This window comes from Chroococcidiopsis sp. CCNUC1, from assembly GCF_023546805.1.
Taxonomy (GTDB): domain Bacteria; phylum Cyanobacteriota; class Cyanobacteriia; order Cyanobacteriales; family Chroococcidiopsidaceae; genus Chroococcidiopsis; species Chroococcidiopsis thermalis.
In genome coordinates this window covers 1,887,174-1,899,917 of sequence record NZ_CP097480.1, presented here as the reverse complement: position 1 = coordinate 1,899,917, position 12,744 = coordinate 1,887,174, and the positions used below count along the sequence as shown (strand labels likewise).

The 12,744-nt window shown below is 46.2% G+C and carries 11 protein-coding genes; 3 read left to right on the top strand and 8 right to left on the bottom strand.

The genetic code is table 11. The features are described from left to right. Window positions 1-49: 49 nt before the first annotated feature. Window positions 50-412 carry a hydrogenase maturation nickel metallochaperone HypA gene (gene hypA, locus M5J74_RS08935; RefSeq protein ID WP_015153772.1) on the bottom strand — a complete coding sequence of 121 codons (363 nt, stop codon included), beginning with the start codon at window positions 410-412 and terminating at the stop codon, window positions 50-52. Window positions 413-581: 169 nt separating this feature from the next. Then, on the bottom strand, window positions 582-1,784 hold the full coding sequence (locus M5J74_RS08930; RefSeq protein WP_015153771.1) for an agmatinase family protein: 1,203 nt from the start codon (window positions 1,782-1,784) through the stop codon (window positions 582-584). Window positions 1,785-2,361: 577 nt separating this feature from the next. Between M5J74_RS08930 and psbP the strand changes: the two genes are divergently transcribed. From psbP to M5J74_RS08915, 3 genes are all read left to right on the top strand, one after another. Next, window positions 2,362-2,907 (top strand): photosystem II reaction center PsbP, encoded by a 546-nt coding sequence (gene psbP / locus M5J74_RS08925; RefSeq protein ID WP_015153770.1) that lies wholly within the window; start codon window positions 2,362-2,364, stop codon window positions 2,905-2,907. A gap of 177 nt (window positions 2,908-3,084) precedes the next feature. After that, window positions 3,085-4,893 (top strand): aspartate--tRNA ligase, encoded by a 1,809-nt coding sequence (gene aspS, locus M5J74_RS08920; RefSeq protein ID WP_250016326.1) that lies wholly within the window; start codon window positions 3,085-3,087, stop codon window positions 4,891-4,893. Window positions 4,894-5,140: 247 nt separating this feature from the next. Then, window positions 5,141-6,193, top strand: coding sequence for a DnaJ C-terminal domain-containing protein (locus M5J74_RS08915; RefSeq protein WP_250016325.1), 1,053 nt, complete (start codon window positions 5,141-5,143; stop codon window positions 6,191-6,193). Window positions 6,194-6,283: 90 nt separating this feature from the next. On the opposite strand, the gene M5J74_RS08910 is transcribed toward M5J74_RS08915, so the two are convergent. The 6 genes from M5J74_RS08910 to M5J74_RS08885 all read right to left on the bottom strand — a co-directional run bounded on the left by M5J74_RS08910 (window position 6,284) and on the right by M5J74_RS08885 (window position 12,437). Further along, window positions 6,284-6,823 carry a peroxiredoxin gene (locus M5J74_RS08910; protein WP_250016323.1) on the bottom strand — a complete coding sequence of 180 codons (540 nt, stop codon included), beginning with the start codon at window positions 6,821-6,823 and terminating at the stop codon, window positions 6,284-6,286. 172 nt (window positions 6,824-6,995) lie between these two features. Continuing rightward, window positions 6,996-7,232 carry a hypothetical protein gene (locus tag M5J74_RS08905; protein WP_250016321.1) on the bottom strand — a complete coding sequence of 79 codons (237 nt, stop codon included), beginning with the start codon at window positions 7,230-7,232 and terminating at the stop codon, window positions 6,996-6,998. A 23-nt stretch (window positions 7,233-7,255) separates the two neighbouring features. Then, window positions 7,256-8,815: an NAD(P)/FAD-dependent oxidoreductase gene (locus tag M5J74_RS08900; RefSeq protein ID WP_250016319.1), complete on the bottom strand. Its 1,560-nt coding sequence runs from the start codon at window positions 8,813-8,815 to the stop codon at window positions 7,256-7,258. A 168-nt stretch (window positions 8,816-8,983) separates the two neighbouring features. After that, on the bottom strand, window positions 8,984-9,727 hold the full coding sequence (gene ubiG / locus M5J74_RS08895) for a bifunctional 2-polyprenyl-6-hydroxyphenol methylase/3-demethylubiquinol 3-O-methyltransferase UbiG (protein WP_015153765.1): 744 nt from the start codon (window positions 9,725-9,727) through the stop codon (window positions 8,984-8,986). A gap of 145 nt (window positions 9,728-9,872) precedes the next feature. Continuing rightward, entirely contained in the window at window positions 9,873-10,790 is a 918-nt protein-coding gene (locus tag M5J74_RS08890) for a hypothetical protein (RefSeq protein ID WP_015153764.1), read from the bottom strand. A gap of 120 nt (window positions 10,791-10,910) precedes the next feature. After that, window positions 10,911-12,437: a galactose oxidase-like domain-containing protein gene (locus tag M5J74_RS08885; protein ID WP_250016317.1), complete on the bottom strand. Its 1,527-nt coding sequence runs from the start codon at window positions 12,435-12,437 to the stop codon at window positions 10,911-10,913. Window positions 12,438-12,744 lie beyond the last annotated feature (307 nt).

Here is a 12,744-nt window from a genome sequence, read left to right as displayed (position 1 = left end):
GGGGGAGACAAGGGAGGTAAGGGAGCAACTACCAATTACCAATTACCAATTACCCTTCATCCTTATTTGAATATTCAATGCGATCGATTTTTAGTTCTCGTCCAGAGCGAATGTCTTCCATAGGAGATTTACACTGCGGACAAGCATATTGCAGTCCAATTTCAGGACGATACTCTTGTTGGCAATGATGGCAAAAGGCAATTAAGGGTGTTTCTTGAATTGCTAGTGTTGCCCCTGCAAGAAAGGTATTGCGCGTTTGAACTTCAAAGGCAAATTCCAAACTGGCAGGCTCTACGCAGGTAAACCGACCTACAATTAGGTGAATTCGGGAGATTTGGGGTTTTTCTGGCTGTGCTTCCCACCAGTCGCGCACGGTAAGAATCAGCGCTTTGGTCATGTCGGTTTCGTGCATAGAGAGGGAGTAGGGAGCAGAGAGCAGGGGAAAGAGAGCTGAGGGGCTGAGGGAGCTGAGGGAGCAAAAAACAACCGTCAACCATCAACCGTCTTCACGGAGTGTAGCGTTTACCGTCAACTACCAATGACAAATGACGAATGACAAATGACGAATGACAAATGACAAACTAAGTCCAAGCCACAAGTTCGGGTTGGGATTCGGGATGAATGTAAGCTGGTTTCTCTTTGCGGGGTAGTTGTCCCGATAGGACAAGATGCGCCATTGTATCGCAAATTACGCGGGTTGCCATTAGAGAGGTGATATCGCTGATGTCGTAAGGGGGCGATACTTCCACAACTTCTAGACCGCAAACGGGGACTTTTTGCACGATTTTACCCAGTAGTGACAGGGCTTCGCGGGGTAACAAACCGCCCGGTTCGGGCCAGCCAGTACCAGGAACAAATCCTGCATCTATACAATCGATATCAAAACTGATGTAAACGCAGTCTGTACCGTCTGTTGCTCTTTGAATCGCAAATTCTGCGGCTGCGTCTAAGCCCATTTCGACGATATCTGTAACTGTGAGAATATTGGTAGCACGATCGCGACAGACTTTCACCCCGTTTCTTGGGACTTGCCAACCACCAATGCCCAGTTGGACTAAATTCTTAGCTGGCGCATTTTTCATATTAGTGGCGTGAAACCACGGGCAAGTATGCATCCGTTCATCTAAATCGGTTTCTTGGGTGTCTACGTGGCGATCGAAGTGAATGATACCAACTTTTTTATCTCCTAAATGGCGACATACACCCCTTACCGTGGGGAAACCAATCGAGTGATCGCCACCCAGAATAATTGGAAATGCCCCCGAACTGAAAACATGGGCAACGCCTTTAGAAATTTGATCGAAGGATTTTTCGTTGTTGGCGGGAATGGTGAAGATATCTCCCACATCGCAAATTGTAATTTGTTCGCGTAAATCGATACCCAACTCAAAGTTATAAGGCGTGTACAAAGCAGAAATGCGGCGAATACCTTGAGGTCCAAATCTGGTTCCAGGGCGATAGGTCGTACCGGAGTCATGGGGAACGCCAACGATCGCCACATCGTAATTTCCTACCTGACGCACATCTTCTAAGTATGGGGCTTTGAGGAAAGTATTAATTCCGGCGTAGTGGGGTAACTCGCCACGAGAAAAGGTAGGAATCGTGCGATCGCGGATACTCTGTGCTGCTTCTAATCCGTATTCTATCCCTTTCGATACCTCTTGCTGCCATCCTGTCATCGGCAGTCGTGTTTCTAATTCTAAAGCGCGTTGGGCTTCAGTAGGGGGTTGATGATTGTTATTGTCTGGACTCTGAAACAAAGGATTTTCAGAATTATGAGTCATGCGATCGCCCTCACTTAATTTTTCAAAATTTTTCAAACTAGATTAGGTCGCTAATTATGCAAAAAGCCCAGGAGTATAACATCAGTCGTCACAACTGATATTCCTCCCAGGCTTTTCTCCTTCCGTGTCACTCGCTACTCAACTAAAAACTCAGAAAATTTTTAGCATAGCCAGTTTGCTTCTCTTGGACCTGCATTTGCTAAGCGAGCTAACAGCGTAAGCTGAGACGCTACAAACCGGAACCCTAGAAGCTTGAGTATTATATACTTGTCTTTTAGCGGTATTCCATACTTAATTGAAAGCAAACTCTGTTTACTTTTGAGTTTGCTTCTCTGTAGTATTTGAATGCTGTATACAACCTGCTAATAGCGACATTATCAACCGCCGTATCAGACAACTGTATTAAATGTTACTAAATTTAGTAAATATCTAAATTTCATCACATAACTGTCTGCTATCTTTCTGGAGTCGTGAAGGTTACTGGGATGGGACAATACAAATCAGTTGTCAGTTATCAGTGTAGAGACGTTACATGTAACGTCTCTACTTGTTCCCACACTCACTACTTACTATTAAAATGTTGAAACGGATTGCATCGATTTTACTTGTAGTACTGATAGCGCTGAGTCTATCGGGTTGCGTACTATCAACTGCTGGACTCAAAAGCTTTGTCGATAGCGTTGATGGATATGAGTTTTTGTACCCTAATGGCTGGCTTCCAGTTAAAGTGACAGACGGTCCCGATATCGTATTGCACGATTTGATTGAAACCACAGAAAATGCTTCTGTGGTTATCGGTTCCATCGCAGATGGCAAAACCCTAGCCGATTTGGGAACTCCTGGCGATGTGGGTTATAAACTCGGCAAAAGCGCGATCGCACCGCCTGATTCAGGACGAGAAGCAGAATTAGTCAATGCTGGGCAGCAAGACTATAACGGGAAAACTTACTACATTCTAGAATATGCTGTAAAGTTACCCAATCAGCAACAACGGCACAATCTTGCTAGTGTTGCCGTTAGTCGTGGCAAACTCTTTACTTTCAACGCCTCCACCACGGAACAGCGTTGGCAAAAAGCCGCACCAAAGCTACAGCAAATGGTCAAGTCTTTTACAGTGTATTAACAGCGCCCGTGTCCATATGCCAGTACGCCTACGCCCGAATTTATGCGTGGGCTATTCTGACTTGTGTGAAAAATGACCAATAATAAATGACCAATGACCGATCGGAATGCTAGATAATAGGAAGGCTTTGTCAATTTTGAGCATTGTCATTACTAACCTGAGTTTGAATCCATAGTTATGCGAACCCACTATTGCGGCGACCTCCGCACAGAAGATATTGGAGCAACAGTTACCCTATATGGTTGGGTAGACCGTCGCCGCGATCACGGAGGAGTGATTTTCTTGGATTTGCGCGATCGCACGGGACTCGTCCAAATTGTTAGCGATCCTCAACGCACTCCCGATTCATACCATCAAGCGGAAGCACTACGGAACGAGTATGTAGTCTGCATTACGGGTAGAGTTACCCAGCGTCCTCCAGAATCTCTCAACCCCAAGCTACCGACAGGGGAAGTCGAAATCTACGCCGATAAAATTGAGTTGCTCAACGCTGTCAGCAAACAGCTACCCTTTCAAGTCAGTACGGCTGAAACCGAGTCGGTACGGGAAGAATTGCGCCTCAAGTATCGATATTTAGATTTGCGTCGCGATCGCATGAATCGCAACCTGCAACTCCGCCACCAAGTCATCAAAGCCATGCGCCGTTTTCTAGAAGACGCACAAGGCTTTATTGAAATCGAAACACCAGTACTTACCCGTTCTACCCCTGAAGGCGCGAGAGATTACTTGGTTCCCAGTCGCGCCAACCCTGGTGAGTGGTTTGCTCTACCACAATCGCCGCAATTATTCAAGCAATTACTGATGGTGTCGGGGTTTGACCGCTACTATCAAATTGCCCGTTGCTTTCGCGATGAAGATTTACGGGCAGATCGTCAGCCAGAATTTACCCAACTAGACATGGAAATGAGTTTCATGTCTCAAGAAGAAATTTTGGAGCTTAACGAAAGTTTAGTTTGTCATATTTTCCAGACAGTTAAAGGGATCGATCTACCCCGTCCTTTCCCTCGCCTCACCTACGCCGAAGCAATGGCACGCTACGGTAGCGATAAACCCGACACCCGCTTCGACCTGGAATTAGTCGATGTCTCCGATCTCGTCAAAGACTCCGGCTTCAAAGTCTTTTCTAGTGCTGTAAAATCTGGCGGGATTGTCAAAATTCTGCCTATTCCCAACGGCAATGAAGCCATTTCTAACGTGCGGATTAAACCAGGCGGCGATTTATTTAAGGAAGCCGAAAGCGCAGGTGCAAAAGGACTTGCTTATATTCGCGTCCGTGAAGATGGAGAAATCGACACAATTGGTGCAATTAAAGACAACCTCAGCCCCGAACAAAAACAAGAACTCTTGAGTCGCACTGGGGCAGAACCAGGACACTTATTACTATTTGGTGCTGGAGTTACAGATGTAGTTAACAAAACCCTAGACCGCTTGCGACAAGTTATTGGCTGCGAATTGGGGCATATCGACCCCAGCAAAATCAATTTGTTGTGGGTGACAGATTTCCCCATGTTTGAATGGAATGCCGACGAAAAGCGTCTAGAAGCGTTACACCATCCCTTTACAGCCCCCCATCCTGACGACCTGCACGACCTGAAAACAGCCCGCGCCCAAGCTTACGATTTAGTCTTCAACGGCTTTGAAGTCGGTGGTGGAAGCTTACGGATTTATCAACGGGAAGTCCAAGAACAGGTCTTTGCCGCAATTGGTTTGTCGATAGAAGAAGCTTATAACAAATTTGGCTTTCTCCTAGAAGCATTTGAATACGGCACTCCTCCCCACGGCGGGATTGCCTACGGATTAGACCGTTTGGTGATGTTACTTGCCGGGGAAGAATCAATTCGGGATGCGATCGCCTTTCCAAAAACACAACAAGCCCGTTGTCTATTAACTGACGCACCCTCTGGAGTGGACGCAAAACAGTTGAAAGAATTACACGTTGCTTCGACTTATCAACCAAAAGCGGGAATCGGGAGTCGGGAATTGTAGAGACGTTACATGTAACTCTCTACAATTCCCCTTTGTCTTCTCCCTAACCCTTAGTAGGGCAATTGCGATCGCGACTTGAGCAAGAACCGAACTCGATCCAATGTAACCGTTTGCTAAGTTTAGGGCAGAATGTATATACCCGAAACTATCCCTACTAGGTGCTGATTTGTCGCCTACACAGTGCCTTAGTGGGCTTATCCCTACACATAAAATTAGGTTGAATCGCACTCAGGAGGCTGATAGCTAGATGGCTGCTACTGATTTTAAGGACTATTACAGTATTTTGGGAGTCAACAAGACTGCCAGTAATGATGAAATCAAACAGGCTTTTCGCAGGCTAGCCCGTAAATTTCACCCGGATGTGAACCCAGGTAACAAGCAAGCCGAGGCGCGATTCAAGGAAGTTAACGAAGCTTACGAAGTCCTTTCAGATCCAGACAAGCGCCGTAAATACGACCAATTCGGTCAGTACTGGAAGCAAGCCGGACAAGCTTGGTCGCCTGGTGGTGCTGGTGCTGGTGGTGTCAATGTTGGTTTCGACGATTTTGAGTTTGGCAGATACGGCAGTTTTGATGAGTTTATCAACGATCTCCTGGGTCGTTTTGGTGGTGCTGGCGCACCTGGCACACCTGGCGCACCTGGGGCGCGGACTGGTGGGACTCGTCAGACATATAGTTATACCACTTCTGGGAGAAGATCTTCTGGAACGGGCGGTTTTGACGGTTTTACCGATCCCACGGCTGGTTTTGACGGTTCCGCAGCTAGCACCGACAGAGAAGCAGCGATCGCCCTCACTTTATCAGAAGCGTTTCACGGCGTACAGAAACGGTTGAGTGTTGGGAGTGAAACTATTGAAGTCCGCATTCCGCCAGGGGCAAAACCTGGTAGCCGCGTCCGCGTACGGGGCAAGGGTTTAGTTAATCCTGCTACGCAGCAACGAGGCGATTTGTACTTAAAAGTGGACATTCAACCGCACTCTTTCTTCAAGTTTGAAGGCGACAATCTCGTCTGCGAAGTGCCAATTACTCCCGATGAAGCGGTTCTTGGTGCAGCAATTGATGTTCCTACTCCCGATGGTTCTGTCAAGCTTAATGTTCCAGCTGGAGTTCGTTCCGGTCAATCTCTACGTTTACGCGGTAAAGGTTGGACTCTACCAAAAGGTGGACGCACCGATTTGCTGGTAAAAATTGCGATCGTTCCACCGAAAGATTTGAGCAGTACGGAGCGGGAGTATTATGAAAAGATTCGCAGTAGTCGCAGTTTTAATCCCCGCGATCGCTTGCCACAAGTACGGTTGTAAACTAGTATTACAAAATTATGTAGGGGCGCACAACTGTGCGCCCCTACTTTAGCTCCTATTTTACAATCCACATTAAATTGGCAGTAAAATCTAATCAAGTGCTGCTAACATTTGCTCTACACTGGCATTGTGATCGAGGAAAGAAAACAAGTGTTTGTAACGCAACCTGCCCTGATTATCTAATACAAACTGAGCAGGTAAAGGCGCACCCAGAGCTTGTCCCGTGCTGTATGCTCTAAATACATTGCAACTAGGATCGCTCAGTAACGGCATTCTCAAGCCTAAATCTCTGACTACGATCTGACTTTGTTTTTCATCAGTACTTGTAATCATCAATAACTCAATTCCGCGATCGCGAAAGCGATCGTACTTCTCATTTACATCCTTAATATGTGGGAAGCAAAAAGGACAGTACTGCTTTTCCGTGAAAATGCGCGTGAAAGCTAAAATGACAGGTTGCTTGCCCCGATATTCCGAAAGCTTAACTTCTCTACCATTAGTAATATCTGGCAATCGAAAGTCTGGTGTTATTGCACCCAAATCTAAACTACTAGTAGCTGGAATTGGCAAGAAATTACGAAAAAAACGCTCGTTGAGTAAGCCGCTAAAATCGTTTGAAGTGAGTACCATCTTTCTAAATAGCGTTTGACAAAACTATATTTTACCGAAGCAGAAGACAGGAGACAGGAGCCAGAAGACAGAATGTTTTTTTGGTTATTAGTCTTATTCACCTAACACCTTAGCATCATAGCAATTCTCGATTGCGTGCGTGACATTTGTAGAGGCGCACAGCTGTGTGCCCCTACAAATCGTGTGTTTTACCCAATCGAAAACCGCTATCAGATGGAAAAAACACGATCGAATTTTTCTGTTTCACCAACTTTAACCCAACCCCAGGAGATAACTCGATCGCCTCCTTAATTACCTCTGCTAACACAAATAGATCGGGATAGGCGATCGCCTTTAAAACAATAAAAAAACACTGCAAAGCTGTAGCTATTGCTTGAATCGATTTAGCTTGTCTAACTGCCGTATACAAGTGAGAAGAATGCAGATCGTAACCTATAAATCGCGCATAACTCGCATTGCGGCATTGTGTCCCGCTGCACCAATCACCGAACCTGCGGGGTGGCAACCTGCACTCGCTGAGTATAAACCCTGAATTGGTGTAGTATATGGCAAGCGATCGTTAAATCCAAAAGAATTATCGACATGATGAATGTGTCCGCGTGTCAAACCAAAATGCTGTTCTAATCTCTGGGGATGGAGGGCAAAAACTTCTTGAACGAGATTGGAAGTACCAGGGGCAAAGCGATCGCAAATTGATAGCAAATGTTTTACATAATTCTCTTCCTCCTCTTCCCAAGTTGTTCCTTGTAATTCGTAAGGAACCCACTGCACGAACAAAGCTGAATTATGATGCCCTTGCCCGTCTTGTAAAGAAGGATCGAGAGTTGTATGAATGTACCATTCAATCGTCGGAAATTCCGGTAGTCTTCCCGCTTCCACATCCGCAAAAGCTTGATACAGATGCATCATTACTTCCGATTCGTCCGGTAATAAATGAATCGTCGTACCGTACTGACCCCGATTTTCAGGCAAACAGGTAAACTGGGGCAGTTCTCGCAAACACATATTGACTTTAAAAGTCGTGCCATCTCGCAAGTAACTATCTAGCCTGCGGTTGTAGTCGGCAGCAAAATTCTCCGTACCGACAAGTTGACGCATCCGAAATGGATCGGCATTAACAATGACAGTTTTAGCAGCAATCTCAGTGCCATCCTGCAACACGACACCCGTTGCGATATTCTGAGATACTACAATTTTATCTACGCCGCGCCCAGTTTCAATTTTTGCCCCAGCTTTCACCGTCGCCTCTGCCAGACGATGAGTCACAGTCCCCATTCCGCCTCGTACCACCATCCAAGTTCCATCACTCCCGGGGAGGCGACACATATTATGGACGAGAAAATTCATCCCCGTACCTGGAGTATCCCAAGTACCGAATACCCCTGTAAATCCATCAGTGACAGCATACATTGCTTTAACTAAATCGCTTTTAAAATCAAAGCGATCGAGATATTCGCCAACAGACTTGCGACACAGATCGACAAATATAGATTTTAAATGCGATCGCACGTATTTTTCTGCTGTCTCTTCTATCGATAGCGGTTCCTCTAACCACGTCGGGGCAATATCCTCTCTTAACTGTGCCAGTTCCTCTTGCAATGCCAAATTTGCTTGCCAATCAGCCTCAGAAAAAAAGGCAGTAAACTGCTGCTGCATCTGTGCTGTATCGGAACCAAACAGCAGGTAGCGCCGATCTAATGTCGGGACAAAATAGTGAGGATCGCGCCGGATCGTTGGTAGATCGATATCTAAAATTTTTAGTAGTTCTGGTGGCATTAACCCCAATAAGTACGCGCCTGTAGAAATACCTAAGTTGGGTGCAGTACGAAAAGGTGTTTCGGTACGACAAGCCCCACCAATCGCCTGTTGTTCTTCCAGAACCAATACGTTCAATCCTTGACGGGCAAGTAGTAATGCCGCTACTAATCCATTATGCCCAGCGCCGACGATCGCAATATCTACAGAATGCTTCATATTAATGTTTGCGGTCATATGCTGTCACGGATTGAATTCAAGTTCCAGCATTCTGACTTTTGACTTTTGACTTTTGTACGGACAGGTTTACGAAGAAACTCTACTCAGAACAGACATTTTAAGTAGACCTGCCCCTACAATCTTGACGCACTCCACGCGATCGCGGGGCTAGACTTTAGCAGTTTTTTACGATCGCGCTGTTTTTTCTGCCTTGCCAATATACATAACTGACGTATTGTCTGTAATGCTTGCCCTCAAACTACCCGTTCTCTTATAGTGCCAGAAAGTAGCGATCGCATCCCAGGGTGAACTTCCAAATAGGCTAAAGCCTTTAATGTCAATATTCGTAAAACTCTGCTGTTGCATCAAACTCGTTAACTCCTCTGGTTTGATGAATTTCTCCCAGTCGTGAATCCCGCGATCGATCGCTTTGACGACTCCCTCCAAAAACCAAATCATCATCAACTGCGATTGCACAGTCCTGTTTATCGTGTCAAAACAAAACGTTCCTCCAGGCTGCAAGACGCGATGAATTTCCATGACAGTTTGTTGCCAATTCGTGACGTGTTCTAAGACATCGACACAAACAACCACATCAAAATAGCGATCGGCATAGGGCAGATCTTCGGCATATCCACACTGATAGTCAATCTCGAATCCAGAAGTTGCAGCATGGGCTTTCGCTGCGGCAATACAACTCTGAGAGCGATCGATGCCAAAAACCTTTGCACCCCGTGCAGCTAAAAATTCGCAAGAAAACCCTCCACCACAACCAACATCCAGAACTCTCAGCCCTTGCCAATTGGTTAAATGGCGATCGAAATACTGAAAGCGAAGGGGATTAAGGCGGTGCAGGGCGTAGATCTTAGCATCAGGTTGCCACCACTGGGCAGCACTGCGATCGTAAAACTCTAAATCGTTTTTTTTCACTAGCAAACAAATCAGTTGTCAGTTATCAGTTACCAGTGTAGAGACGTTACATGTAACGTCTCTACAGAGTTATCAGTTATCAGGGAGCAGGGGAGCAACTACCAATTACCAATTACCAACTACCAACTACCAATTACCAATTACCCTATGTAGTCCGCATTGCCACCCTAGCAGCATCAAAGTCTACCAGTTTAGCCATAGCGCCACTGCCTAAATCTACAGTATAAAGAGCATTTGGTTGTATGTATCTCGGTGCGCCAAAAGCAATCAGCTGGTTAGCGTTGTTGCATAATAGGCTTTGCAAGCCATTACCCCAAGAGTTGTTATTCAACCGCAATTGTACTAACGGCGTGACACTAGCTTGCGCTAAATTAATTCTGACGAGAGTAGTAGCACCGTTAGCAACGGCAGTTGTATAGATCGTGCCGTTGGGACAGATTGCTAAGGTACTATATTTTTGGTCAGATGGTAGGCTGAGTCTGACATTAAAAGTTCCTGTATTGGGGTTAACTTCTACCAGTCTTACAGGTGGCGTACCGTTCTTATTTGCAACCAAACCGAGAAGCACGCCATCTGGAGTTACCATTAAACTTTCGAGTCTTTGCTGGGGTGTGAGTCCTGAAACTGTCACCTCAGCACGCGATATCCCAGGAAAGCTGAGACGTGTCGGATTTCTGCCTTTCCTTCTAGTGGTTCTAGCGGGAGTTATGGCAACCACAGGCGTACCGTCGATTAAGTAAGCAAAACCGCTGATACTCTCATCCGTGGGCATTGCAGAGGTTACTCCCCTCTGGCTTCTCCCTGTTGGCAAGTCAATCGAGCTAATAATGACTTGCTGGGATGTATCAGAGGTATCGGAGGCATCGCCCGTCTCCACAGAAGGACTGGAAACATCGGTACGACTGGAATCTGGCGTAATAACAGTTCCCCTAGAACTAATGCCCGCGATCGTCAAACCTGGCGTTTGTGCCGAGGTTTTGCTCGCTAGATAACTAAATCCGGCAATTGTAGTTGTAGCGATCGCCAATTGTCCAAACCGACGACGAGAAATTCTGATTTCCATATGCAATAAGTGGTGCGTGGTGCGTGTCTGGTGGCTAGTGACTAGTGGCTGGTGACAAGAATTGAGTCCAGTTACTAATCACTAGTCACTAACCACTAATAACTGTTAACTGATAACTGATTACCTAACCCTTATCCATCTAGCTACTGAAGGTATGCGACTGTTATTGCTGACAAACAACATGTACCAGCCAGCAGGGGCAATATTGCGATTAGATGTCAGAGTCACGGATAGGGAAGTACTAGTTCTAGAGGCGATCGGCAAATCTACCAGCCGTTGTTCTGTATCTAGTCCGTGGGTTGTTGCCATTGGTCTAATTAAGCTGACCCATTGGATGTTCTGTGCCTGGGGAGTCGTGACTGTGAATGTATTGCCCAGGGAGATTTCTGCGGGTGCGTTCTGAATTGTCGGTCGCGTTTGCGAGATGTAAGGCGGGCTGTAAATTTCAATTTGCCTGTCCTCACAAGGTAGTGATGGCGTGCCTGGAAGGTTGCCATTGCTATCGCATTCATTTAACCGCCTGGGATTACCACCTGTGGTGACAACTCTGCCATCTGGTAGCAGTAAGGCAACGGAGTGATAGAGGCGGACTCGGTTAGCTGAAGCTGTCAGCGTCCAAGTATTGGCGATCGGGTCGTAGATCTCTGCGGTCAGCGTGGCAGCATTCCCAGCTTCATCAAATCCGCTACCGTTACAAACTAAAACCGTGCGATCGGGCAGAATTACGGCGTTGTGGTGCTTGCGAGCAAAATTGAGCGATGGTGCAGCTGCATATGCAGGGTTAGTTGCGTTTAAGTTGATGATACTGACTCTATTAGTTGCCTGATTGGGATTTCCTCCCCCAATCACCATGACTCGTTGGTCTTGAGCTGGTGGAAGCAGTACGCTAGCAGCTTGAGCGCCAGAGTCAGGCTGTTGCAATGCACCTACGGGTGTTTCGGTAATTCTTTGATTGAAGTTTCCTGGTAAGGTGAGCAGGCGAGCGGAAACACCATTGTTAAAAGCAAAATAGCCTCCGGTATAAAAAACCTGCCCCGTAGCGGTCAAAATTAAATGGGCGTAAAGCTCGAAAGGACTGGTAGCTTGAGAAAACGCTCTCCAAGAGCTGGAATATATTTCTGGGTTGATTGCTAGATTGCCATTCACATCCAGCCCCGATAAGGCAAAAATTCGACCGTTGCCCAGCGTTAAAACTGTAGGATACCAGCGACCGTACTTCATTGAGGCTATGGCTGTCAGCTGCTCGTTACTCGGATCGAATAAAAAAGCAGCGGTTGCTCCATAGAAAGGGTCGTATTGCAGAGTTCCACCTGCAATCATTAAGCGACCGTCAGCGCGAAACGATTGTCCGGCACAGAAAAGATCGATGGGTAGTCCAGAGGGATCTGTTGGTGGTGATTGACTGGTAAACGTGCCGCTGTTTACATCCCAAACCACGCTGTTGAAGGGCGAATTAATTCGCGTGGGATTATTTCCCGAACCAGTGAAGAAAAAGACTTTTCCCGTTCGTAATAATGCTGCATGGACGGGGTTAATCGGGACTTGATAGGACAGAAGTTGCCAGCTACCTACACCACTGCCTTGGGCTATTAGCGTCCCAGTGCCAAATTTCTTGGTAGGTAAATTAAGTAGTTCGTGCTGAATCACTTAAATTTGTATCCTCCTGATGTCAGTTGTCAGTTGTCAGTTACATGTAACGTCTGTACAAAGTTGTCAGCCATCGGAGATCGGTGCAGTAAGATGATATGTCGCGCCTCTCTATAGCAGTCCTATTTGATTCATGAGCGGAGCAGGCTTCTAGTCTGCGGCAGGCTAGAAGCCTACTTTACAAATCATTTAGAACTGCTATATCACTATTAGCTAGTAGCTAATAGCTCGTAATTAAGACTAAATTGCGATCGCGTCGATCTCCTTTGTGCTGACTTTCTGTAACTAATTAGTTTTGTCTGTTGTA